The sequence below is a fragment of the Nocardioides sp. AN3 genome (assembly GCF_054653495.1).
Genome location: NZ_BAAIGC010000009.1, coordinates 94,524 through 118,827, shown reverse-complemented (window position 1 = coordinate 118,827; position 24,304 = coordinate 94,524). Strand labels below are relative to the sequence as shown.

23 protein-coding genes are annotated in these 24,304 nt (G+C 71.3%); 22 read left to right on the top strand and 1 reads right to left on the bottom strand.

The features are described from left to right. Positions 1–65: 65 nt before the first annotated feature. The 18 genes from ACYQ1K_RS12460 to alc all read left to right on the top strand — a co-directional run bounded on the left by ACYQ1K_RS12460 (position 66) and on the right by alc (position 20,052). Positions 66–1,469: an FAD-dependent oxidoreductase gene (locus ACYQ1K_RS12460; RefSeq protein WP_459983312.1), complete on the top strand. Its 1,404-nt coding sequence runs from the start codon at positions 66–68 to the stop codon at positions 1,467–1,469. Further along, on the top strand, positions 1,466–2,344 hold the full coding sequence (gene pucL, locus ACYQ1K_RS12455) for a factor-independent urate hydroxylase (protein ID WP_459983311.1): 879 nt from the start codon (positions 1,466–1,468) through the stop codon (positions 2,342–2,344). The genes ACYQ1K_RS12460 and pucL overlap by 4 nt, the downstream gene beginning before the upstream one ends. After that, positions 2,344–2,895: a 2-oxo-4-hydroxy-4-carboxy-5-ureidoimidazoline decarboxylase gene (uraD, locus tag ACYQ1K_RS12450; RefSeq protein ID WP_459983310.1), complete on the top strand. Its 552-nt coding sequence runs from the start codon at positions 2,344–2,346 to the stop codon at positions 2,893–2,895. The genes pucL and uraD overlap by 1 nt, the downstream gene beginning before the upstream one ends. Continuing rightward, positions 2,892–3,215, top strand: a complete 324-nt coding sequence (uraH, locus tag ACYQ1K_RS12445) for a hydroxyisourate hydrolase (protein WP_459983309.1) — start codon at positions 2,892–2,894, stop codon at positions 3,213–3,215. Before uraD ends, uraH begins: the two co-directional genes overlap by 4 nt. 164 nt (positions 3,216–3,379) lie before the next feature. Further along, positions 3,380–4,300 (top strand): ABC transporter permease, encoded by a 921-nt coding sequence (locus ACYQ1K_RS12440; protein ID WP_459983308.1) that lies wholly within the window; start codon positions 3,380–3,382, stop codon positions 4,298–4,300. A 12-nt stretch (positions 4,301–4,312) separates the two neighbouring features. Next, entirely contained in the window at positions 4,313–5,326 is a 1,014-nt protein-coding gene (locus ACYQ1K_RS12435; RefSeq protein WP_459983307.1) for an ABC transporter permease, read from the top strand. After that, positions 5,323–6,444 carry an ABC transporter ATP-binding protein gene (locus ACYQ1K_RS12430; protein ID WP_459983306.1) on the top strand — a complete coding sequence of 374 codons (1,122 nt, stop codon included), beginning with the start codon at positions 5,323–5,325 and terminating at the stop codon, positions 6,442–6,444. Before ACYQ1K_RS12435 ends, ACYQ1K_RS12430 begins: the two co-directional genes overlap by 4 nt. Beyond that, a complete protein-coding gene (locus ACYQ1K_RS12425) occupies positions 6,441–7,478 on the top strand; it encodes an ABC transporter ATP-binding protein (protein WP_459983305.1) in 1,038 nt (345 codons plus the stop codon). Before ACYQ1K_RS12430 ends, ACYQ1K_RS12425 begins: the two co-directional genes overlap by 4 nt. Beyond that, positions 7,475–8,620, top strand: coding sequence for a M24 family metallopeptidase (locus ACYQ1K_RS12420; RefSeq protein ID WP_459983304.1), 1,146 nt, complete (start codon positions 7,475–7,477; stop codon positions 8,618–8,620). Before ACYQ1K_RS12425 ends, ACYQ1K_RS12420 begins: the two co-directional genes overlap by 4 nt. Continuing rightward, positions 8,617–9,987, top strand: coding sequence for an amidohydrolase family protein (locus ACYQ1K_RS12415; protein ID WP_459983303.1), 1,371 nt, complete (start codon positions 8,617–8,619; stop codon positions 9,985–9,987). The genes ACYQ1K_RS12420 and ACYQ1K_RS12415 overlap by 4 nt, the downstream gene beginning before the upstream one ends. A gap of 2 nt (positions 9,988–9,989) precedes the next feature. Then, the gene (locus tag ACYQ1K_RS12410) at positions 9,990–11,039 is read left to right on the top strand and encodes a sugar phosphate isomerase/epimerase family protein (protein ID WP_459983302.1); all 1,050 of its coding nucleotides are present in this window, start codon (positions 9,990–9,992) and stop codon (positions 11,037–11,039) included. Then, positions 11,036–12,502, top strand: a complete 1,467-nt coding sequence (locus ACYQ1K_RS12405; RefSeq protein ID WP_459983301.1) for a chlorohydrolase family protein — start codon at positions 11,036–11,038, stop codon at positions 12,500–12,502. Before ACYQ1K_RS12410 ends, ACYQ1K_RS12405 begins: the two co-directional genes overlap by 4 nt. Further along, positions 12,499–14,016 carry an amidohydrolase family protein gene (locus tag ACYQ1K_RS12400; RefSeq protein WP_459983300.1) on the top strand — a complete coding sequence of 506 codons (1,518 nt, stop codon included), beginning with the start codon at positions 12,499–12,501 and terminating at the stop codon, positions 14,014–14,016. Before ACYQ1K_RS12405 ends, ACYQ1K_RS12400 begins: the two co-directional genes overlap by 4 nt. After that, positions 14,013–14,747 carry an aspartate/glutamate racemase family protein gene (locus tag ACYQ1K_RS12395; protein WP_459983299.1) on the top strand — a complete coding sequence of 245 codons (735 nt, stop codon included), beginning with the start codon at positions 14,013–14,015 and terminating at the stop codon, positions 14,745–14,747. Before ACYQ1K_RS12400 ends, ACYQ1K_RS12395 begins: the two co-directional genes overlap by 4 nt. Positions 14,748–14,811: 64 nt before the next feature. Then, entirely contained in the window at positions 14,812–16,410 is a 1,599-nt protein-coding gene (aceB, locus tag ACYQ1K_RS12390) for a malate synthase A (RefSeq protein ID WP_459983298.1), read from the top strand. Further along, a complete protein-coding gene (locus ACYQ1K_RS12385; protein ID WP_459983297.1) occupies positions 16,407–17,678 on the top strand; it encodes a DUF6986 family protein in 1,272 nt (423 codons plus the stop codon). Before aceB ends, ACYQ1K_RS12385 begins: the two co-directional genes overlap by 4 nt. After that, positions 17,675–19,027, top strand: a complete 1,353-nt coding sequence (gene allB, locus ACYQ1K_RS12380; protein WP_459983296.1) for an allantoinase AllB — start codon at positions 17,675–17,677, stop codon at positions 19,025–19,027. Before ACYQ1K_RS12385 ends, allB begins: the two co-directional genes overlap by 4 nt. After that, positions 19,024–20,052, top strand: a complete 1,029-nt coding sequence (gene alc / locus ACYQ1K_RS12375; protein WP_459983295.1) for an allantoicase — start codon at positions 19,024–19,026, stop codon at positions 20,050–20,052. The genes allB and alc overlap by 4 nt, the downstream gene beginning before the upstream one ends. A gap of 4 nt (positions 20,053–20,056) precedes the next feature. Here alc and ACYQ1K_RS12370 read toward each other — a convergent pair whose 3' ends face one another. Beyond that, the gene (locus tag ACYQ1K_RS12370) at positions 20,057–20,989 is read right to left on the bottom strand and encodes a LysR substrate-binding domain-containing protein (protein ID WP_459983294.1); all 933 of its coding nucleotides are present in this window, start codon (positions 20,987–20,989) and stop codon (positions 20,057–20,059) included. A gap of 84 nt (positions 20,990–21,073) precedes the next feature. Here ACYQ1K_RS12370 and ACYQ1K_RS12365 point away from each other — a divergent pair, with 84 nt between their 5' ends. From ACYQ1K_RS12365 to ACYQ1K_RS12350, 4 genes are read left to right on the top strand one after another with little or no spacing between them, the layout of a single operon-like run. Then, positions 21,074–22,543 carry a 2-hydroxymuconic semialdehyde dehydrogenase gene (locus ACYQ1K_RS12365; protein ID WP_459983293.1) on the top strand — a complete coding sequence of 490 codons (1,470 nt, stop codon included), beginning with the start codon at positions 21,074–21,076 and terminating at the stop codon, positions 22,541–22,543. A gap of 14 nt (positions 22,544–22,557) precedes the next feature. Next, entirely contained in the window at positions 22,558–23,361 is an 804-nt protein-coding gene (locus ACYQ1K_RS12360; protein ID WP_459983292.1) for a 2-keto-4-pentenoate hydratase, read from the top strand. Next, positions 23,354–23,782, top strand: a complete 429-nt coding sequence (locus tag ACYQ1K_RS12355; RefSeq protein WP_459983291.1) for a RidA family protein — start codon at positions 23,354–23,356, stop codon at positions 23,780–23,782. The genes ACYQ1K_RS12360 and ACYQ1K_RS12355 overlap by 8 nt, the downstream gene beginning before the upstream one ends. Next, a complete protein-coding gene (locus ACYQ1K_RS12350; protein ID WP_459983290.1) occupies positions 23,779–24,303 on the top strand; it encodes a 3-hydroxyanthranilate 3,4-dioxygenase in 525 nt (174 codons plus the stop codon). Before ACYQ1K_RS12355 ends, ACYQ1K_RS12350 begins: the two co-directional genes overlap by 4 nt. Position 24,304 lies beyond the last annotated feature (1 nt).

The window sequence follows — 24,304 nt, the reverse complement described above, 5'->3', positions numbered from 1 at the left end:
CGAGGCGGCGGACGCTCCGGCGTCCGCCGTCTCGCCGTCTCCTCATCCCTAGAGAGAAGGTCCGCGTGTTCTACCCGAATCATCCCTGCTTCGCCGATGTCGACGTGCTGGTCGTCGGATCCGGCGCCGCCGGCGCGAGCGCCGCGATTGCGGCGGCACGTGAAGGTGCCCGAGTCCTGCTGATCGAGCGCAACGGCTTCCTTGGCGGGAACAGCACCGCGACGCTGGACAGCTTCCACGGACTCTTCCACCGCTGCGGCCGGGGGCACGCCCGTATCGTCGGCGGGATCAGCCACGACGTCGTCGGCCGGCTGGTGGAGATGGACCGGGTTCTGCAGCGGGTCAAGCTGCACGGCGGCCTGGCGCTGGCCTACAACCCGTCGTACCTCAAGGTCGTCTGGGACCAGCTCGTCCTGGACGCGGGGGTGACGGTGCTGCTCCACACGGTGCTGCAAGATGCCGAGGTGGTCGACGGTCGCGTGGTCCAGGTCCTGGTGGCCACCAAGTCCGGGTTGCAGCGTGTCAAGGCGCGACAGTTCATCGACGCCTCCGGGGACGCTGACCTCGTGCACTTCGCCGGCTTCGGCTACGACCTCGCCGGCGACGGCGAGCCGGCATACGACCTGACCACGACCTTCACGATGGCCGGCGTCGACGTCCACCGGCGGCACGAGGTCAGCTGGAAGGAGATCCGCGAGATCCAGCAGCGGGCTGCGGACAGCAGGGCATACGACGTGCCGACGAAGTTCCGGGTCTCCGGTGACCACGCGGCCACGCTTCCTGGCACGATGGCGGCGATCATGACGCAGATCCCGTCGGTCGGCGAGCGCGACGGGGTCGTGGTCAATGCCACCGATCCCGAGCTGCTCACGGGCGCCGAGATCGCCGGCCGACGACAGGTTCTCGAGTTCGTCCGGTTCCTCCGCCAGGAGGTCCCCGGCTACGAGGAGGCCGAGCTCTCCGGGTTCGGCTCGCAGATCGGCGCCCCCGAGACGCGCCGGATCCGTGGTGCCTACACGATCACCCGCGACGACGTCCTGAACGCGCAGCAGTTCGACGACCAGATCGCGATGTTCGGCTCGATCGCCGCCGAGCGGTTCCGCGACCTCAACATGGCCGCGGAGGCAGCCTCCGACGACGTGCTCACGGTCGGCATCCCGTGGCGCGCGCTGCTCCCCGTCGGCGCCACGAACCTCGTCGTCGCCGGTCGCTGCTTCTCGACCTCCCACGATGCCCAGGCCTCGGCGCGCAGCATGGGCCAGTGCATCGCGATGGGCCACGCCGCGGGTGTCGGCGCCGCGGTCTCCGCCGCGAAGGGGAGCGACCTGTGCGACCTGGACGTGTCCTACCTGCGCGGCCGTCTCCGCGACCAGCGTGCGGTGCTCGACGTCGACGACATCACCGAGTTCGTGCCGATGCCGAGCACGGCCCACGAGGAATACGTGCCGGCCCAGGCAGGTGCTCGATGAACGCCGTCCTGGTTCACAACTCCTACGGCAAGGCGCGGGTCCGGCTGCTCTTCGTGGACCGGAGCGACCCGGTGCACCGGATTCGCGACCTGACCGTCACGACGACCCTCAGCGGCGCCTTCGGGGCGGCCTACACCGACGGCGACAACTCGGCGGTGCTGACCACCGACGCGATGAAGAACACCGTGCTCGCCCTGGCGCGCGACGAGATCGCGGGCCGGACCCTCGAGCACTACGCCACCGTGCTGGCCCGGCGGTTCCTCGACGTCGTGCCGGCGGCGACCGAGGCCGCGGTCCGCGTCGAGGAGGCGGACTGGCGGCGCACCGCGCTCGACGACGCCGAGCATCCCCATGCGTTCGAGACGGGTGGCCCGGAGCGGTTCGTCGCGGAGGTCGCGGTCCGTCACGACGGCGGGATCGATCGCGCCGGCGGCATCGTCGGCCTGCGCCTGCTCAAGACCACCGGCTCGGCATTCTCCGGGTTCCTGCGCGAGGACTACTCGACGATGGCGGACATCGCCGACCGGGTCTTCGCGCCGGTGATCGACCTGCGCTGGGACTGGTCCGCCGACGAGACAGCGACCGACCGGGTCCGGGCGCAGGTGCGGACCACCGTGGTCGAGGAGTTCGCCGGCCACGACGACAGCGCCTCGGCACAGCACTCGTCGTACGTGGTCGGCGCGGCGCTGCTGGCGGCCTACGCCGGCATCGACAACCTCCGGATCGACTGGCCGGGGCGGTTGCACCAACTGGTGGACCTGAAGCCCTTCGGCCGGGACAACCCGGGCATGGTCTACGTCCCGTCCGACGAGACCCCCGGGTTCGTCACGGCCCAGGTGTCGCGGCAACCGTCCCCGAGGGACGGGTCGGTGTGATGGGCGCCGGCGGCTCCGCGCGCGTCGGCTGGTTCAACGACCTCGGAACCGCGGAGGCGGAGGCGCTGCTGCTGTCTTGCTGTGCGTCGCCCGCCTGGGCAGCGACGGTCCTGCGCGGGCGCCCGTACGCCGACGAGGTCGAGCTGCTGCGGGTCGCCGCGACCGCCGCTGACCGGCTGTCGTCGGCCGCGGTGGGCCGGGCCCTGGCCGCGCACCCGCGGATCGGCCACGTGCCGCAGGGGACTGCACCCCAGGACGCCTGGTCACGGCGCGAGCAGGCCGGCGTCGCGACCGACGGGGCGACCCGACGGGCACTCGTCGTCGGCAACGCCGCGTACGAGCGCCGCTTCGGGCGGGTCTTCCTGATCGCCGCGCGCGGCCTGGACACCCAGGAGATCCTGGGGGCGCTGGAACGCCGGCTCCGCAACGACCCGGTCAGCGAGCACCGCGAGGTGGTCGCCGCGCTCCGTGCCATCGCGACGCAGCGTCTCGACGAGGCACTCCACGCCGGAGCCGGATCCGATCGAGGCGCCGGGCGAGAGACGTCGTGAGCGCGCTGACCTCGCACGTGCTGGACGTGGCGACCGGATCGCCCGCATCGGGCATCGAGATCACGCTCCTGGCCGGCGACCGGGCGGTCGCCTGCGGACACACTGGCGAGGACGGTCGCATCACCGATCTGGGGCCAGCGGTCCTCGAACCGGGCGACTACCGGCTGCGCTTCGGAGTCGCCGGGCACTTCGCGCGCGCCGGCCGCGACTGTCTGTTCCCCGAGGTGGTCGTCGCGATCGCCATCGCGGAGCCGACGGCTCATTTGCACGTCCCGCTGCTGGTGACGCCGAACTCGCACTCGGTCTACCGCGGGAGCTGACCGCTCGACGTACGGCACGGTGCTCACTCTGACAGTCGGATATGCCCAAACACCTATGGCTTTTCTCCGAAGAGGCATTAGACAGGCATGAGTGACCCGGATCACGATAGGACCGACGGAGCGGCGCGGACCTCGCGCCAGGCGTCGGAGGTGAAGGAGTCACGATGTCGGCGGTGAAGAGCCTGACGGAGACGGGTCGTGTGGAGACTGGTCAGGTGGACACGGTGACGGCCGCGCCGGCCAAGCCACGGCGTCGCTCCTTCCGACTGCGCGAGCCGGTGCTGTTCGTCGCCGGCGGCGCGATCGTCCTCATGGTGCTGCTCGCGGTGCTCGGCCCGCTGCTCTGGGCCACCTCGCCGAACAAGGTGGACCTCGGCAACAGCCTGCTGCCGCCGTCGGCCGACCACCCGATGGGCACCGACGACCTCGGTCGCGACGTCCTCGCCCGCTTCCTCAGCGGCGCCCGGGTCTCCCTCGCCGTCGGCGTCCTCGTCACCCTCGCGGGGACCCTGTTCGGCGGGTGTGCCGGCCTGATGGCCGGGATGTCCGGTCGCCGGCTTGACGGCTTCGTGTCGTGGGGGATCAACACCGTGCTCGCGTTCCCGGCGCTCATGCTGGCGATGGCCGTCTCGGTGGCGCTCGGCGCGGGCCTGCGCGCCGGCGTGATCGGCCTCATGATCGCCTCCATCCCCTGGTACGCCCGGGTCCTGCGCAGCGAGGTCATCCGGATCCGGTCGCTACCGTCGTACGAGGCGGCGATCGTCATCGGCGCGTCGCGGAGGCGGATCGCGCTGCGCCACGTGGTGCCGCACCTGCTGCCCACCCTCGTGATCCAGGCGGCCGCTAGCTTCGGCTGGGCGATCCTCACCATGGCCGCGCTCGGCTTCGTCGGCCTCGGTGCCCAGGCACCGCAGGCCGAGTGGGGAGCAATGATCAACGGCGGTCTGCAGTACGCCCTCTCGGGCCAGTGGTGGATCGGGGTGTTCCCCGGCCTCGGCCTGGTCCTCGTCGTCACGGCCGCATCCGCCCTCGCGGACCGGACCCGCGACCTGCTGGACCCGCGCGGCGAGTACGCGCGGGCCTGATCGGAGACAACGATGCGAATGACACTCCACCGGCTGGGCTGGGGGATCTCGACGCTCTTCGGAGCCTCCGTGCTCGCGTTCGTGCTGATGCGAGTGCTCCCTGGCGACCCGGCGCGGCTCGCGGCGGGCGACCTGGCCACCCCCGAGAAGGTCGCCGAGACGGCGAAGTCGATGGGCCTGGACCAGCCGCTCTACGTGCAGTACTGGAAGTTCGTCAGTGGCTTCTTCACCGGCGACTGGGGCTTCGCCTACTCCGTCGGGAGTCCGGCGCGGCAGGAGATCACGAGCCGGCTGCCCGCCTCGATCGAGCTCGGCCTGTTCGCGTTCGTCGTGGGCATCACCGCGGCGGTGACCTTCGCGCTGCTGGCCGTGTTCACCCGCCGGCGCTGGGTCGACGTGGCGATCCGCGGGGTCGCCTCGGTCGGTCTCGCCACTCCGCAGTTCTGGCTCGCGCTGGTGCTCCTGGTGATCTTCTCCGAGCGCCTGGGCTGGTTCCCCGGCCCCGAGGGCCGACTCTCCCCAGGAGTCCAGGCCCCGGACGGGCCCACCCACCTGTACGTGGTCGACGGCCTGCTCGCCGGCCAGCCGAGCGTCGCGTGGGACGCGCTGCTGCACCTGATCCTGCCGGGACTCGTCCTGGCCATGGTGCCGGCGGCGTTCCTGCTGCGGCTGCTGCGCGGGAACCTGATGGAGACCTCCCGGGAGCAGTACATGCTGGTGCTGCGGGCGAAGGGGACGCCGCGCTCCAAGGCGTTCCTCAAGCACGCCTTCCCGAACGCCGCGCTCCCGGCGATCACGGCCGGCGGCCTGATCCTGGCGGAGATGCTCGCCGGAAGCGTGCTCACCGAGAAGGCCTTCGGCTGGCCCGGCGTCGGCAGCCTGGTGGTCGACTCGATCCTGGCCAAGGACTTCTCCGTGGTGCAGTCCTTCATCTTCCTCAGCGCCATCGCGTACGTCGTCGTCAACACCTTCGTCGACATCGCCTACGGCGTGATCGACCCGCGGATCAGGAGCGTGGCCCGATGACCGGCCTCTCGTCGAACCAGACCCGGAACCTCCCTGCCGGGCACATCCCGGCCTCGTCGGGACCGCGGGTGCAGGGCAACGAGGTGCTCTTGTCGGTCCGCGAGATCCGCACCGAGTTCCACGTCGGCGACGCCGTCGTCCCGGCCGTCAACGACGTGAGCTTCGACCTGCGCCGCCTCGAGCGGCTCGGCGTCGTGGGCGAGTCCGGCTCGGGCAAGTCCGCGCTGGCACGCTCCCTGATGCGCCTGATCGAGCCGCCCGGGCAGGTCGTCGGCGGGACCGTCGAGCTGGAGGGCCGCCGGTTGGACACGCTGTCTGAGAAGGCATGGCGCCGGGTCCGAGGCAGCGAGATCGCGATGATCTTCCAGGACCCGATGAGCGGGTTCGACCCGCTGCGCCCGATCGGGCGCCAGATCGTCGAGGCGATCCGGCTGCACCAGGACGTGAGCAAGGAGGTCGCCCGCCGGCGGACCGTCGAGCTGCTCGGCGACGTCGAGATCAGCGACCCGGCCCGCCGGTTCGACGCCCATCCGCACGAGTTCTCGGGCGGGATGCGCCAGCGGGCGATGATCGCGATGGCGTTGGCCAACGATCCCAAGGCGCTGATCGCGGACGAGCCCACCACCGCGCTGGACGTGACCACCCAGGCGACGATCCTGCGGCTGATGAGGCGGCTCTCCGACGAGCGGGGCGCGGCGATGATCCTGATCAGCCACGATCTCGGCGTGGTGGCGCAGCTGTGCGACACCGTCCAGGTGATGTACGCCGGCAAGACCGTCGAGCGCGGGCCGGCGCTGGAGGTGCTGACCAACCCGAGGCACCGCTACACCGAGGCGTTGCTGCGATCGGTGGTGCGTCGGGACCGGCTGAACGGAAGCACGCTCCCGTCGATCCCCGGCGTACCGCCCAACCTGCGCGAGCTGCCTCCGGGCTGCCCGTTCGAGGCGCGCTGCTCCGTCGGCCACGGCCGCGCGGAGTGCCGCACGGTCGTCCCGCTGTCGCGCAGCTTCGCCTCCGAGCACGGCTCGGTGACGGCGAAGTGCCACTTCCCGGCCGGGGAGCCCGGCTCCGACGGGGCCGGCACCGCCGAGCTCGAGCAGGACGGAGTGCACGCATGACGACCATCGCAGAGGCGCTGCCCGACCGAGGGCCGTCGCGGACCGCGCCGATCCTGCGTGTCGAGGGCCTGGTGAAGGTCTTCGGCGGCAGCAAGCGCCGCCCGGGCACCCGGGTCCTGCACGGGGTCGACCTGGAGATCGGCCGCGGCGAGACGCTCGGCCTGGTCGGCGAGTCCGGCTCCGGGAAGTCGACCACGGGCCGCTGCATCGTGCGGCTGACCGACCCGACGGAGGGCAGCGTGCTCTTCGACGGCGTCGACCTGGCCGCGCTCGGAGGCGAGAGGCTGCGCACGCAGCGTCGCCGGATCCAGATGGTCTTCCAGGACCCGGCGAGCTCGCTGGACTCCCGGATGACCGTGCTGCAGAGCGTCGTCGAGCCCCTGCACGTCCACGGGATCGGGAAGCCGGCGGAGCGCGAAGGCGTCGCGCTGGCGATGCTGGAGCGGGTCGGTCTGGTCGACCGGCTCTGCCGGAGCAAGCCGCACATGCTCTCGGGTGGCCAGCAGCAGCGGGCCGCGATCGCCCGCGCGCTGGTCACCGAGCCGGACCTGGTGATCCTCGACGAGCCGGTCTCCGCGCTCGACGTGTCGGTGCGCGCGCAGGTGCTCAACCTGCTCAAGGACCTCCAGCGCGAGCGTGGGCTCTCCTACCTCTTCATCGTGCACGACCTGGCCATCGCCGAGTACTTCAGCGACCGCGTGATGGTGATGTACGGCGGCCAGATCATGGAGTCCGGTCCGGCAGAGGACCTGTTCCGGGCTCCATCGCATCCCTACACCCAGGCGCTGCTCTCCGCGGTGCCGCTCCCCGACCCTCGGGTCCGCCCGGTCGAGCAGCCGCCGCCGATGGCGGTCGAGGGCAACGCGCCCCGCGTCGCCGACAGCGGCTGCGCGTTCGCCAACCGGTGCCTCCTGCGAGCCGGACGGGACCGGTGCGCCGAGCAGGCTCCCGAGCTGCGCCCCGGGCCGGCGGGCCACCTGGTCGCCTGCCATTTCTCCGACGAGATCACCGACAACGAGAGCGAGACACGATGAGCACCGGACAGGCAAGCGTGGTCGAACGGATCGCCGCGGCGGCGGATCGCCGAGGTCTGGACGCGGTGCTGCTCCTGGGCCTGGAGAACGTCCAGTTCGCGGCGAGCGCGCCGCTGCGCTCGGCCAGCGAGCTGGACCGCCCCAACGTGGTGCTCGTGGCCCGCGACGGCAGGGCGACCGTCTTCACCAGCCAGGAGACCGTCCCCACCGTCGGCCTGATGGCGCCGCACCTGCACGCGATCGGGTACGACGAGCGCGGCGCGGCCTTCCCGAGCGGGATCATCGACCCCGTCTCGGCCGAGCTCGGCCGGCGCTGGCCCGACGGGCCGCGGCTGGGCGTGGAGAGCGACCGGATGAGCATCGGCGTCCGTGACCGGGTCGCCGCTCTGCTGCCCGGTGTCGAGCTTGAGGGGTTCGAGGAGGAGCTGCGCTCTCTGCGGATGGTCAAGTCGAACGCAGACATCGACACGATGACCGAAGCGGCCGGGCACACCGAGCGGGCGCTGCGGCGCACCGTCGCCGAGATCGAGGTCGGTCTCACCGAGCGCCAGCTCGCCGACCGGCTGGTCGCGCACATGCAGGCCTCCGGGTTCACCACGGTCGACCCGCTGGTCGGCGCCGGCCCGAACGCCTGCCGGATCGGGCCGCCCACCGACCGGCCGATGGCGTATGGCGAGTGGGTCCGGATCGACGTGAAGTCGCGCTACCGGGGCTACCTCTACACCGACGTCGGGCGGATGGCCGTGGTCGGCGAGGCCACCGACGGGCAGCGGGCAGCGTACGCCGGGCAGCACGAGCTCAACATGCGGGTGATCGACTTCGTCCGGCCGGGTCGTCGGTGCAGCGAGGTGTACCTGTACGCGCGTCAGGTCTGCGACGAGCTCGGCCTGCGGCTGTTCAACTACGGACACATCGGCATCGGCCACGGCATCGGCGTCGGCGGGACCGAGCGTCCGGTGCTGCACGAGCGTGACGAGGTCGTGATCGAGCCGGGGATGATGCTCAATATCGAGCCGAACACCTACGGGCCGGGCGACGAGATCATGCACATCGAGGACACCCTGCTGGTCACCGACGACGGCGCCGTGGCCATCTCGCACCAGGAGGACTGGACCGAGCTCCCGGTGGCGGGTGGCGCATGAGCCAGGCCCCGACCGGTGCGCGGGTGGAGCTGCTCGTCCGCGATGCCGACTGGGTCGTCACGATGGTCGGCGAGGACATCGCGGGCGGCTGGGTCGCCTGCGAGGGTGGCCGGGTCGTGGCGACCGGGCCGCGGGGGACCGAGCCGGCAGCGGCCGAGGTCCTCGACGCTCGCGGGACGCTGGTCACACCGGGGCTGGTCAACGCCCACCACCACCTCTTCCAGAACCTTACCCGGGCGCACCGCGACACCAGCACCGAGACGCTCGGCGGCTGGCTGCAGGCGCTGCGGCCGCTGTGGGCCAGACTCGACGAGGAGACCGCCTACCTGTCGGCCTGGGTCGGTCTCGCCGACCTGGCGCTCGCCGGCTGCACCACGACGGCCGACCACCTCTACCTGCACCCGGCCCCCGGGCTGGTCGACGCCGGCCTGCGGGCGGCCGCGGAAGTCGGTCTCCGGCTCGACGCGTGCCGCGGGTTCGTCGACGCGCAGGCGCTCGACCTCCCCGGCGCCGAGCCGCTGGACACGGTCCTGGCCGACGCGCAGCGACTGCTCGAGCAGTGGCACGACCCGGCGCCCGGGTCGATGAGCCGGATCTCGGTGGGGCCGACGGCGCTGCCGGCCACCACATCGATCGGACTACGGGCCGTCGCGGACCTGACGCAGCCGTTCGGCGCGCGTTTGCACGTGCACCTGTTCGAGGAGGCCGACGAGGCGCCGCGGGCCCGTGCCCTGCACGGCGCGGACGCGGTCGACCTGCTGGTCGCCGCCGGCTGGTCCGGCCGGGCCTGGATCGCCCACGGCAACCACCTCGCCGAGGACGAGGCGAAGGCGCTGGCCGCCGCCGGCATCGGCGTGGCGCACTGCCCGAGCTCGAACCTGCTGCTCGGCGGACCGCCCGCCCGGGTGCCGATGCTGGCGGCCGCGGGCTGCACGGTGGGTCTCGGCACCGACGGCAACGCCTCGGCAGGGACCTCCTCCCTGTGGGTCGAGGCCCGGACGGCACTGCTGCTCGGTCGGTTGGATGCCGGCGCATCCGGGTTCACCGCGCGAGAGGCCTTCGCGCTCGCGACCGTGGGCGCGGCGGCCTGCCTCGGCCGCGCAGGCGAGGTCGGCGTGCTCGCACCAGGCGCGCAGGCCGACCTGGCGATCTGGGACCTGGGCGGTCCGGCGTACGCCGGTGCCGTCACCGACCCGGTCGAGGCCTGGATCCGCTGCGGCCCCGCCCGCGTCCGGCACACGCTGGTGGCCGGTCGACCGGTGGTCCGCGACGGACTCCTGGTCGCCCCGGGCCTGGACGACGTCCTGGCCGCTCACGACAAGCACGCACGCGCCTGGCAGTTCGCCGGGCACTCGGAAGGAGCATGACGATGAAGGTCGGAGTCGATGGACGCAAGCTGCCCGGTGCCGCCACCCGGGGCCCGTTGGAGAACCTCGAGGCGGCAGCCAAGCTCGGCATGGACGGGGTGTTCTTCCGCACCGTGCTCGACCTGACCCCCGACCTGGACCGCGGTCTCCTGCGCGACCTGAGGCAACGGGCTGACGAGCTGGGGCTCTACCTCGAGATGGGTCTGGCCAAGGTGAACCCCTACGCCAACGCCGAGGCGCCGGAGGTGCGCGAGCTCGGCGGCGGCGACTACCGCCGCGGCATGATCGCGATGATGGAGGTGGCCGCCGAGATCGGCTGCACCGAGCTCTGGGTGGCCACGGCGAACTACAAGCCGAGGCTGCCCGGCTACTTCGTCTTCGACCGGTTCCGCACGGACGTCACCTGGCCCGAGCAGCTGGAGGCGACCGAGCGGTTCCTGCACTCGCTGGCGCCGGCAGCGCGCGATCTCGGTTGCCACCTGAACCTGGAGACGCACGAGGAGATCACCTCCTTCGAGCTGGTGCGCCTGGTCGAGGCGGTCGGACCGGACACGATCGGGATCACCTTCGACACCGGGAACGTGATCGCTCGCGCCGAGGATCCGGTGGCCGCGGCCCGACGCGTGGCGCCGTACGCGCGCATGAGCCACGTCCGCGACATCGCCCTCTTCCGCACCGACTACGGGATCGGGCGGATGCTGGCCCCGTGCGGCGAGGGCGTCATCGACTGGCCGGAGGTGCTGCGCATCCTGGCCGCGCACAACCCCGACCTGCAGCTGTCGATCGAGAACTCCCGGGATCGCACGGTGATGCCGATGCACGTCGAGGACGAGGTCTGGCTGGCCGCGCACCCCGACCTGACCGACGAGGAGCTCGCCGAGGTGCTCCGACTCACCCAGGAGTACGAGGACCGGGCCGCGCGCGGCGAGCTGCCCACCCCCGAATACCTGCTCAGCCACCCGTGTGGCGAGGCCGAGCAGGTGCGCTTCATCGAGACCACCGCCGCCCACCTGCGCGCCGTCCTGGCCGATCTCGCGGTCGCGCCCGGATGAGGACCCGGCTCACCGCCCGCTTCGTGATCGGGCACGACGGCATCGACCACGTCATCCACGAGGACGGCGAGGTTGTCTACGAGGACGACCGCGTCATCCACGTGGGCCACGGCTGGAGCGGCGAGCTGGACCACGACATCGACGAGGGACTGGCGCTGATCGGGCCGGGCTTCGTCGACCTCAATGCGCTCGGCGACATCGACCACGCCGTGTTCGACACCTATCAGGACGCCGATCTCGGTCGTGGCCTGTTCTGGTCCGAGGACTACCTGGGCCGGCGCCGCGACGTCTTCTCCCGCGAGGAGGAGGCGTTCAAGCGGCGCTACGCCTTCGGGCAGCTGCTGCTCAACGGGATCACCACAGCGCTCCCGATCGCCTCGGAGGCCTACAAGGCATGGGCCGAGACGGCCGAGGAGATGCACGATGCCGCGGAGGCGGCCGCCGACCTCGGCCTGCGGGTCTACCTGGGACCGAGCTACCGGTCCTCGGTGCCGGCTATGGACCGCTCCGGAGTGCCGTTCCTCCACGAGGATCTGGTGCTGGGGAAGGCTGGCCTCGACGCCGCGATCGGGTTCGTCGAGGAGGTCGACGGGACGCACGGTGGCCTGGTCCGCGGGATGCTCGCACCATCTCGGATCGAGAACCACCCGCTCGAGGAGCTCCGCCGGACTCGGGAGGCCAGCGATGCGCTCGGCTGCCCGGTGCGGCTGCACGCCGGCCAGACGCTCGCCGAGGTCGCGACGCTCGAGCGCGCGCACGGCATGCGCCCCATCGAGCTGCTCGACGCGATCGGCTTCCTCGGACCGCGCACGCTGGTCCCGCACGCGTGGGCCGTCGCGGGCCACAGCCAGATCGAGGCCACCGGGACCGCCGACCTCGACGCGCTCGCCACCAGCGGCACCACGGTCGTCTTCTGCCCGATGGCGGTGGCGCGGTTCGCCGTCGTCGTCGAGTCCTTCGACCGGTATCTGCAGCACGGCATCCGGATGGGCATGGGCACCGACACCGCGCCCCCGGACATGATCCGGGCGCTGGACACCGGGATGGTCCTCACCAAGGCCGTCGAGCGCACCAAGCGGGCCGGGTCGGTGGGCGACCTGTATCGCGCCGCGACCACCGGTGGCGCTGACGCCCTCGGCCGGCCGGACCTCGGCCAGCTCTCCCCGGGTGCGCAGGCCGACATCGCCGTGTTCTCGTTCGCCGACCCCCGGTTCGGCCCGGTGGACGACCCGATCCGCAGCCTGGTCCTCAACGGCAACGGCCGAGACACCACCCGGGTGGTGGTGGCCGGGCGCACGGTCGTCGAGGACGGTCGGCTGCCGGGCGTCGACGAGGACGCCGACCGAGCCCGCGCGCAGGCCTACCTGGCGACGTACCGGGCCAGCTACTGCGAACGCGACTACCAGCGCCGCCCCGAGAGCGCGCTGTTCCCGCCGACCTTCCGGACGGAGACCCGCAGATGACGACCGCGAATCCACGCACCGCGCCGGAGCCGGCTGACCTCGTCCTGGCGCACGGCACCGTGATCACGATGGATGCCGAGCGGCGGATCCTCGTCGACGGCGCCGTGGCGATGGCTGGTGGCCGGATCACCGCGGTCGGCGACAGTGCGGATGTGCTCGCGCGCTACCACGCAGCCGAGCTCATCGACTGCGGTGGGCAGGTGGTGCTGCCGGGACTGGTTGACGCGCACGGGCATGGCGGGCACGCGCTGCTCAAGACGATCGGCGTGGACTCGCTGTCCTGGTGGATGCGGATCGCGACCCGGGCCTACTTCGAGCACACCTCGACCGACTACTGGCGTGCCGACGCCGCGCTTGCTGCGCTGGAGCGGGTTCGCTTCGGCGTCACCACGGGCGTCAGTGTGCTCGGCTCCCAGCCGCGCTCGGACGTCGCCGAGTTCGGGAACGCCCACGCGGAGGCCTACGCCGCCAGCGGGATGCGGCAGATCCTCGGCGTCGGCCCGGCCGGGCAGCCGTGGCCGCGCGATGTCGGCTGGTGGGAGGACGGGGCGCACCGCACCGCCACGGTCGGCCTGGACGAGATGATGCGCGGCGCCGAGGAGACCATCGCCTGCTGGAACGGCGGCGCCGACGGCCGAGTCCGGGTCTACGTGACGCCGTACACGATGGTCCCGTCGCTGAATCCGAGCGGACCGCTGCCGCCCGACCAGACCGTCGAGCTGACGGCCGAGGACCGCGAGCACTCGGAGCGGATCCGGGACCTGGCCGGCCGCGCCGGCACCCGCATCCATACCGACGCGTTCGGCGGGATGATCCGGCTCGCGCACGCCTGCGACCCGCACGCCCTCCTGGGCCCCGACGTGCACTTCCAGCACGGGTTCGGGCTGGCGCCGGACGAGGTCCGGATCCTCGCCGAGACCGGCACGTCGGTCACCCACGGGCCGGGAGTGGTGGTCGGCGCGTTGCGCGGGCGCTGCCCGGTCACCGAGCTCGTCGACGCCGGAGTCACCGTGGCCGTGACGACCGACGGCTGCGCGCCGATGTCCTCCTTCGACCTCTTCACCGCGATGCGGCAGGCCCAGACGCTGACCCAACTGCAGCTGAAGGACGTCTACTATCTGCCGCCCGGCACGCTGCTGGAGATGGTCACCATCGGTGCTGCGAAGGCCGTGGGCTGGGACGACGAGATCGGCTCGCTCGAGGTCGGCAAGGCCGCGGACGTGATCGTGGTCGACACCCGCCAGGCACACCTGCAGCCGCTGCACATGCCCGTCCAGGCGCTGGTCTACAAGGCCTCCGGCCAGGACGTGGTCACGACCGTCGTCGGCGGCCGGGTGCTGATGCGCGACCGCCGGATGCTCGTAGTCGAGGGCGAGGCTGTGATCGACGAGGCGAACAAGCAGGCCGCGCTGATCATCGAGCGCGGCCGGCTCGCCCGGTTCATCACCGAGCCGGCCTGGGGCTGCTCCCGACAGACCTTCACCAGCCCGGTGCCGTTCGAGGACCCGGCGTGAGCGCCCGAACGACCACCATCCTCGTCGTCAACGTCAACACCACCGCCGCGGTCACGGACCAGATCGTGGCCGTGGCCCGGGAGGCGGCGGGCCCGGGAACGGAGGTCGTCGGGCTCACCCCGCGCGTGGGCGCGGAGTCGGTCGAGGGCTGGTTCGAGAGCCACCTCTCCGCGGTCGCTGTGATCGACGCGGTGCTGGCCCACGAGGCGCCGTTCGACGCCGTCGTGCAAGCCGGCTTCGGCGAGCACGGCGTCGAGGCGCTCCGCGAGCTGCTCGACGTCCCGGTCGTCGACATCACCGAGGCGGCGGCGATGACCGCCTGCCTGGTGGGGCGCAGCTTCAGCGTGGTCACCACGCTGGACCGTGCGGTCGGGCTGATCGAGGACCGGCTCCGGCTCACCGGCATCGCCGACCGGTGCGCGTCGGTGCGGGCCACCGACATCCCCGTCCTCGAGCTCGAGCGCGACCCCGCGCGTGCCGTCGAGAGGATCGTCGAGGAGTCCGTCGCGGCCGTCCGAGACGACCGGGCCGAGGTGATCTGCCTGGGCTGCGCTGGGATGGCGGGCCTGGAGGAGGCTGTCCGAGCGGCTGCCAGGGTCCCGGTGGTTGACGGGGTGCGCGCCGCCGTCCGCCTCGCCGAGTCGCTGGTCGCGCTCGGTCTGAGCACCAGCAAGTCCCGCTCCTACGCGCCACCGCGCGCCAAAGCGTTCCGCGGCTGGCCGCTCGCCTGATGTTCCGCGCCGGGCCCGTGCGCTGGCGCGCATGACCGATACCGTTCGAGAGAGAGGCACCATCATGACCGTCCGTGTCGTCGGCCCGTCCGTCCCAGGCTCGAAGGAGATCCTCACGGCGGAGGCGCTCGCCTTCGTCGAGTCCCTTCAGAAACGGTTCAGTGCGCGGCGCGACGAGCTGCTGCTGGCGCGGAGCGTCCGACGAGACGAGGTCGCCCGGACCGGTCGATTGGACTTCCTGCCCGCCACCGCCGAGGTCCGGGCGCGCGAGTGGACAGTCGCGCCGCCACCGGAGCGGCTGCGCGACCGGCGGGTCGAGATCACCGGACCGACCAGTCGGAAGATGACGATCAACGCCCTGAACAGCGGGGCGAAGGTGTGGCTGGCCGACCTCGAGGATGCCAACACTCCGCACTGGGCCAACGTCGTGGACGGCCAGGCCAACCTGCGCGACGCCGTGCGCGGCCAGATCGCCTTCACCTCCGAAGACGGCAAGGAGTACGCACTGCGCGACGATGTGGAGCGGCCCGTCATCGTGATGCGGCCGCGCGGCTGGCACTTCGATGACGTGCACGTGGAGGTCGACGGCCGGCCGGTGGTCGCCGCTCTGCTCGACTTCGGGCTCTACTTCTTCCACAACGCCGCGGCGCTGGCGGCGGCTGGGGAGGGTCCGTTCTTCTACCTGCCGAAGATGGAGAGCCACCTCGAGGCGCGGCTGTGGAACGACGTCTTCACCATCGCCCAGGCCGAGCTGGGGATCCCGCACGGCACGGTCCGCGCCACGGCGCTGATCGAGACCATCCCGGCCGCGTTCGAGATGGACGAGATCCTCTACGAGCTGCGCGACCACGCCGCCGGGCTCAACGCCGGCCGCTGGGACTACCTGTTCAGCATCATCAAGTACTTCCGGGACGCGGGCGAGGAGTTCGTGCTGCCGGACCGCAACGTGATCGCCATGACGTCGCCGTTCATGCGGGCCTACGCCGAGCTGCTGGTGCAGACCTGCCACCGACGCGGTGCCCACGCGATCGGCGGGATGGCGGCGTTCATCCCGAGCCGCCGGGACGCCGACGTCAACACCCGGGCCTTCGCGAAGGTCCGCGAGGACAAGGAGCGCGAGGCCGGCCAGGGTTTCGACGGCTCGTGGGTCGCTCACCCCGACCTCGTGCCTGTTTGCCGGGAGGCATTCGACGCGGTCCTCGGCGACCGCGCGAACCAGGTCGCGCGACGGCGTCCTGACGTCACGGTCACCGCAGCCGACCTGCTCGACCTCGCCTCGACCCCGGGGGCGGCGACCCGTGAGGGACTGCGCGGGAACGTCGAGGTCGCCCTGCTCTACCTGGACGCGTGGCTGCGCGGCAACGGGGCCGTCGGGATCCACAACCTGATGGAGGACGCGGCCACCGCAGAGATCTCCCGCTCGCAGATCTGGCAGTGGATCGTCAACGGCACGAAGCTCGACAGTGGCGAGGTGGTCACGCGAGAGCTGGTCAGAGCGATCCTCGACGACGAGCTCGACCGGATCCTCGCCGAGCGCGCGGACGACCCCGGCAACCGGCTCGCTGAGGCGCGTGACCTTTTCGGGACCGTCGTCCTAGACCCTGCGTACGTCGACTTCCTCACGGTGCCGGCGTACGCGCTGGTCGCGAACGTGCAGCAGTGAGCGAACTGCTCGTGGACCAGGTGCTGACCGGCCTGCTCGCCCTGGCTGAGGACCGGCTCGCGGCGGCCGACGCGGCGTTGATGGCGGCGTACCCCGGCCCGGTACGCCGGCGTCAGCCGGTGCATACCTGCTACGTGAGCGCCGACGCCTTCAGCAGCGACATCACCGGGATCTGGGGTGGCATGGCGGCGTCCCTGCTGGACGAGCACGGCGCCCCGGACGCCCTGGTCCGGCTCACCGGGCTCGAGCCCCCGGTGGTCGGCGAGGCCACCGCGCGGCTGCGGGTCAAGCTTAGAAGGAACCCCGTCGAGGATGTGCGAATCGACTTCGAGGATGGGTACGGCGCGCCCCCGCCCGAGCGCGAGGACGCGGATGCGACCCGTGCCGGCGCCGATCTCGCGGAGTTGCTCGCCGAGCCGGGGGCGCCGTTCGTGGCCGGGCTGCGGATCCGCAGTCTCGGCCCGGCGAGCCGGGCCCGGGCCCTGCGCACGCTGGTCCGGTTCGTCGGCGCCTACGCGGGTGCCGGCGGCACAAAGCCGCTCACCGTGACACTGCCGAAGGTCACCAGCAGCGACCAGGTCGCGGTGCTCGCCGACGCGTGCACGATGCTCGAGACGACGCTCGATCTGCCGTTCGGGCTGTTCCGCATCGAGCTGCAGATCGAGACGCCGCAGTCGGTGCTCGCCCCCGGGGGCCGCGTGATGGTCCCGGTGTTGCTGCGGGCAGGAGGGCAGCGGGTCACCGGGCTGCACTACGGCACCTACGACTACTCGGCCAGCTGTGGCGTCGCTGCTGCCCAGCAGAGCCTGGAACACCCGGTAGCCGACTTCGCGAAGGGCTTCCTGCAGCTCGCGGCTGCCGATGCCGGGGTTCTGGTCAGCGACGGGTCGTCCAACGTGCTGCCGATCGGCGACCGAGACGCTGTCCACGCCGCCTGGCGACTGCATGCTCGCCTGGTGCGCCGCAGCCTGGACGCCGGTCTCTACCAAGGGTGGGACCTGCACCCGGGGCAGCTCATCTCGCGATACCTGGCGACCTACGTGTTCTTCCGCGAGGGCCTGGATACGGCGCTCTCTCGCCTGAACGCGTACGCGGCAAGGAGCCGCGGTGCGGTGCTCGATGAGCCGGCGACTGCACGCGCGCTAGCGGGCTTCCTCCTGCGCGGTCTGGAGTGCGGCGCGCTCGACGAGGACGAGGTCCTCGGTCCGCTCCAGTGGGACCGGTCCAACCTCGTCGCGATGGCGCGCCCGGCGGCGGCTCGCTCGTGAGCCGGCCCGCCTCTGACCTGGTGCTCCGAGCCCGGACGGTCCACACGCCGGATGGTCCGGTCGCGGCCTCGGTCGTGGTGACCGACGGCGTGGTTATCGAGGTCGCTCCCTTCGAGCACCCTCCTCCGAGCCGGGAGCTGATCGACCTTGCCCCGGACGAGGTGCTGTTGCCCGGCCTGGTCGACTGCCACGTGCACATCAACGAGCCGGGGCGGACCGAGTGGGAGGGGTTCGCGTCGGCGACCCGTGCGGCCGCGGCGGGCGGCGTCACGACGCTGGTCGACATGCCGCTCAACAGTATCCCGACGACCGTCGACCTCACGGCGCTCGAGGTCAAGCAGAGGGCGGCGGACGGGTCCGTGCACGTCGACGTCGCCTTCTGGGGCGGCGCCGTGCCGGACCACCTCGGCGACCTGGAGCCGCTACACCGGGCGGGGGTGGTCGGGTTCAAGTGCTTCCTGCTGGACTCCGGTATCCCGGAGTTCCCGCCGCTGGACCCCGAGCGTCTGGCGGGCGCGATGCGCATCATCGCCGGGTTCGACGGCCTCCTCATCGCCCACGCCGAGGATCCTGGCGCCATCGCTGCGGCGGTGCCGGCCGCCGGCGCCGATTACCGTCGCTTCCTGGCCTCGCGCCCCGACGCGGCCGAGGAGAAGGCGGTCGCGCTGCTGCTCCGGCTGGCCGCGGAGACCGGCTGTCGGGTCCACGTGGTGCACGTCTCGAGTGCTGCGACGCTGCCGCTGCTTTCCGCGGCCCGGGCCCGTGGCGTCAGAGTCACCGCGGAGACGTGTCCGCACTACCTGACCTTCGGTGCTGACGAGATCGGCGTCGGCGCCACCGAGTTCAAGTGCTGCCCACCCATCCGGGACCCGCAGCACCGCGAGGCGCTGTGGGCGGCGCTCGCCGACGGCACCCTGGACCTGGTCGTCTCCGACCACTCGCCCTCGACGCCGGACCTGAAGCAACGAGACACCGGCGACTTCGGCGCCGCCTGGGGTGGGATCGCGTCGTTGCAGCTGAGCCTGCCGGCGGTCTGGACCGGTGCCCGCTCGAGGGGGCTAGGTCTGGACCGGGTCGTCTCCTGGATGGCCGCCGGACCCGCCGACTTGGTCGGCCTACCCGGCAAAGGACGGATCGAGCCCGGCGCCAGTGCGGACTTCTGCGTCTTCGCGCCCGAGGCCGTCTTCACCGTCGACGCGAGTGCGCTGCACCACCGCCACCCGCTCACGCCGTACGCCGGGTGGGACCTGCACGGCGTCGTTCGTAGCAGCTGGCTGCGCGGGCGACGGATCGACACAGACAACGACGCCGCGCCGATGGGCCGGCTGCTGACCCGAGGAGAACGATGAGCACCGCCGACGAGCCGACCTTCACGCGTGACCTGGACCTGGCCTCGCGTGCGATGGGCGGGAGCGTGGTCTTCGCCAACGACGAGTTCTTCGCCGAGCGGGAGAACCTGATCAACCCAGGCCCTGCGACCTTCGCGCCCGAGGACTTCGGCCACAAGGGCAAGGTGTACGACGGCTGGGAGACCCGTCGCCGGCGCGAACCCGGACACGACCATGCTGTGGTCCGACTCGGCGTGCCGGGCTCGATCACCGGTCTCGTGGTCGACACCGCCTGGTTCACCGGCAACTATCCGCCTGAGGTCTCGGTCGAGGCGGCGGCGGTCGAAGGCTATCCGAGCGTCGCGGAGCTCGCCGCCGTGAGCTGGGTGCCATTGGTGCCGCGCTCACCGATCGGCGGTGACCGCCGCAACCTGTTCGCCGTCGACGACGACCGCGTCTACACCCACGTCCGGCTCTCGATCTACCCCGACGGCGGGGTGGCGAGACTGCGCGTGCACGGCTGGGCTGCCCCCGAGCCGCGGCTGCTCACGGGGACGGTGGACCTTGCCGGGCTCGCCCAGGGCGGCAGGGTGCTCGACTGCTCCAACCGGCACTACTCCTCCCCGGACCAGATCCTGCTGCCGGACAGGGCCCGGACGATGGGGGAGGGCTGGGAGAACGCCCGCCGTCGCGACAATGGCCACGACCATGTCCTGGTCGCGCTCGGTGCACGCGGTCGGGTACGCCGGATCGAGGTCGACACGTCGTACTTCGTCGGCAACGCGCCCGGTGAGGCCGCGATTCTTGGCACCGACAGCACCCACGACGGACTGGCCGCTGCCGCCTGGCGTGAGCTGGTGCCGCGGTCGCGGCTCCAGCCGGACACCCGGCACTTCTTCGACGTCCCCGACCGAGAGCCGGTCACCCACGTCCGCCTCGAGGTCTTTCCAGACGGTGGCGTGGCCCGGCTCCGGGTGGACGGCGAGGTCGACCATGAGGTCCTCGACCACTACGCCCGTGAGCGGGAGCAGCGGCTCGGCCGCTGACTCCTCAGGAGTTCTCGGGGTCGAGGCCGGCGGCCTGCTGGCTCAGGTGGCTTAGCAGCGCTTGTGCGGCGGGGGACAGCGGCCCGCCCGCGGGCCGAGTCACCCCGACCGCCCGCCGGATCGCTGTGAGCCGAGTGTTGATGACTCGCAACTTGTCGTCCTGGGTGGCGATGAGCATCGGCAGCGTCGCGATGAAGTCCGTGGTGACCAACAGTTCGCGCAGGGTCAGGATCGAGGTGCACTCGATCCGGTTGGCTGGCAACGGCACGCCTTCGTGCAGGAACACGTCCTCGAGCTCACGGCGCAGGGTCGTCTGCTCGACGGGGATGACCCAGGGATAGTCGGCGAGCTGCTTGAGCGAGGGCGAACGAATCGAATGCACCGGATGGTCGATGCGCGCGACGGGACGGACCGGCTCGCGGTAGAGCATGTGCTGGACTAGGCTGTTCGGCGCCTTGGTGGTCAGCCGGCCGACCACGAGATCGACCTCGCCGGCGAGCAGCGCGGTCTGCAGCACGTCCGGCGTCGCCTCGCGGACGACGACCGTCAGTCGCGGGTGATCCTGCTTGAGGGCCGCGATGGCACGGGGCAGCAGCAGGTTCGAGCCGGCGAGATGGGTGCCGACGGTCACCGTGCCGAGGTCGGCGTTCGTCAGAAGGTCGAGGTGCTTGTCGGCCTGCCGGAGCTGGGCGATCACGGCGCGGGCGTGCTCCAAGAAGCTCTCCCCGAACAGCGTCGGCGTCACCCCCCGGGGACCCCGGTCGAACAGGGTCACGCCGAGGATCTCCTCCACCTCACGCAGACCGCGCGTCACGACCGGTTGGGTGATGTGCAGCGCGCTGGCAGCACCCACGACACTGCCTGCATCGGCGATCGAGACGACAAGGGACAGGTGACGCAGCTTCAAGCGTCCGTCGAGGAGACGATCGTTGCTCACACCCACAGCATATGCCCATGAAGGCATGACAAACCCGTGAAAGAGCATTGGACGGACATGTCAGGCGATTTCTACGCTCGACGCATGTCCACTTCCACGGTCCCCGAGATCCTGAACTTCATCGGCGGCACCTTCGTTGAGGGCGAGAGCTCCTTCGACGACGTCAACCCGGTCGACGGCACTCTCGTCGCCCGCGTCCACGAGGCCGGCCAGGAACAGGTCGACGCGGCCGTCAATGCAGCACGGCGGGCGCTGGACGGCCCCTGGGGGCGTGCGACGGTGGCCGAACGCGCAGCCGCACTTCGCCGGGTGGCCGACCGGATCGAGGCCCGGTTCGAGGACTTCGTCGCCGCCGAGGTGAGCGACACCGGCAAGCCGGTGACCCAGGCCCGTCAGCTCGACGTCGCCCGCGCCGTCACCAACTTCCGCTCGTTCGCAGACACCGTGAGCGCCGAGGGAGTAGACGCGTTCCTCACCGACCTCCCCGGCGGCCAGCAGGCGCTGAACTACGCGGTTACCAAGCCGCTCGGCGTGGTCGCCGTGATCGTGCCTTGGAACCTTCCGCTGCTGCTGCTCACCTGGAAGGTCGCACCAGCTCTCGCTTGCGGCAACGCCGTCGTGGTCAAGCCCTCGGAGGAGACCCCGGCGACTGCTACCCTGCTCGGCGAGGTCCTCGTCGAGGCCGGCATCCCGGCGGGCGTCTACAACGTCGTACATGGCTTCGGTCCGGGCTCGGCCGGCGAGTTCCTGACCACCCACGACGGCATCGACGGCGTGACCTTCACCGGCGAGTCATCGACCGGCGCAGCGATCATGCGTGCGGTGGCGCCCGCGGTACGACCGGTCTCCTTCGAGCTCGGCGGCAAGAACGCCGCCCTCGTCTTCGCCGACGCGGATCTGGACCGGTCGGTCGACGGCCTGGCTCGGTCGATCTTCACCAACACCGGTCAGGTCTGCCTCTGCACCGAGCGCGTCTACATCGAGCGCGCTGTCTATGACGAGGTGGTCGACGGCCTCGTCGCCCGGGCCCGCGGCCTCGTCCTCGGCCGTCCGGACGACCCCGCCACGACGACCGGCCCGCTGATCTCCGCCGCCCACCGCGACAAGGTGCAGGGCTACCTCAAGCTCGCCCAGGACGAGGGTGCCGAGGTGCTCGTCGGCGGTGGTGTGCCGGTCCTCGGCGACGGCCTGGACGCGGGAGCGTGGATCGAGCCGACGCTGTGGGCCGGGCTCGACAACTCAGCACGGGTGGCACGCGAGGAAGTCTTCGGGCCAGTGGCCGCGCTGACGCCGTTCGACACCGAGGACGAGGCCGTGCGGCTCGCGAATGACACCCGCTACGGTCTGGCCGCCGCCGTCTGGACCCGGGACCTGCAGCGCGGTCACCGTGTCGCCCAGCAGATGCGCGTCGGGATGTCGTGGGTGAACACCTGGTACCTGCGTGATCTGCGCTCGCCGTTCGGCGGCGTCGGACTGTCGGGCATCGGCCGTGAGGGCGGCCGACACTCGCTGCACTTCTACACCGAGCCGACCAACGTGTGCGTGCAGCTGTGAGCGCGGCAGGAATCATGAACGGCGAGATCCCTGGGGTCGAGATGCTGGCCGCAGTCCTCGACGATGCGATCTGCTCGGCGTCCGCAGTCCCGCAGCTCACCGCGAGCCGCGACCTCGATCTGGGGACGGCCTACCGCATCCAGGCGGCCGGGATCAGGCTTCGAGTCGACCGGGGTGAGTCTGTCGTCGGCGCCAAGCTGGGTTTCACCAGCAAGGCCAAGGCCGAGCAGATGGGCGTCTCCGACGTGATCGCCGGGGTGCTCACCTCCGGCATGCACCTCGATGACGGCGGCACGGTAGACCTGGCCCGGCTCATCCATCCGCGGATCGAACCCGAGATCGCCTTCCGGCTAAGTCGCGCGATCGATCCGTTGGACCCCCTCGAAAATGTGTGGTCGGCGGTCGACGCGGTGGCGCCGGCGATGGAGGTCATCGACAGCCGCTACCGCGACTTCAGCTTCAGCCTGGCCGACGTGGTCGCTGACAACACCTCCGCCGCGGGCTACGTCGTCGGCGGCTGGCTCGACCCGGCCGGCGTCGAACTGAACGACCTCGGTGTCACGCTCGAGGTGGACGGTGACGTCGTCGAGACCGGGACGACCGCCGCGATCCTGGGCCATCCGGTGCGAGCGGTCGCGGCGATCGCCCGGATGGCCCGCAGCTTCGGCCTGGCCCTGCCTGCCGGATCGACCATCCTCGCCGGCGCCGCCACCGCCGCGGTGTCGTTGCCCCGATCCTCCGGCGCCGTGGTGACCGCGACCGTCAGCGGCCTTGGCCGGGTCGGCGTCGTGGTGGGTGGAGGCGATCCTCGTGGCTGAGGCCATCACCGTGGACGGCAAGGCCCGCCCCCGCGGCCGGTTCCCGCACGTCAAGGTCGTCGGCGAGCTGGTCTTCGTCTCCGGCACCAGCAGCCGCCGTCCGGACAACTCCTTCGCGGGCGTCGCCGCCGACGAGCTTGGGGTCGTCGACCTCGACATCCGGGTCCAGACACGCGCCGTACTGGAGAACATCCGCGACATCCTGGCCGCGGTCGGCGCGACGCTCGCCGACCTGGTTCAAGTCACGACCTACCTGGTGAACATGAACGACTTCGGCGGCTACAACGAGGTCTACGCGACGTACTTCGACGAGGCCGGTCCGACCCGCACCACCGTTGCCGTGCACCAGCTGCCTCATCCCCATCTGCTGATCGAGATCCAGGCGATCGCCTGCCTGCCCACCAAGGAGGACGCACCATGACCACCATCCCCCCGGTCTTCAACTTCGAGAAGTGGGTTGCCGAGCACGCCGACATGCTCAAGCCGCCGGTCAACAACCAGCAGATGTGGGAGCCCATGGGCGACTTCATCGTGCAGGTGGTCGGGGGCCCGAACCAGCGCACCGACTATCACCTGGACCCGTTCGAGGAATGGTTCTATCAGGTGCGCGGCGACATGCACGTGAACCTGATGACCGAGGACGGCCCGCAGCGGGTCGACATCCGTGAGGGTGAGATGTGGATGCTGCCGCGCAACGTGCACCACTCCCCGCAGCGACCCCAAGCGGGCTCGATCGGCATCGTGATAGAGCGCATCCGCGAAGAGGGCACCCTGGAGAAGTTCGTCTGGTTCTGCCTGGAGTGCCACGCCCCTGTGCACGAGGTCGAGCTCCAGGTGCGCGACATCGTCGCTGACCTGCCGCCTGTCTTCGAGCAGTTCTACGGCTCCGTCGAGGCTCGCACATGCGGCAGCTGCGGTGCCCTGCATCCAGGCAAGGGGTGAC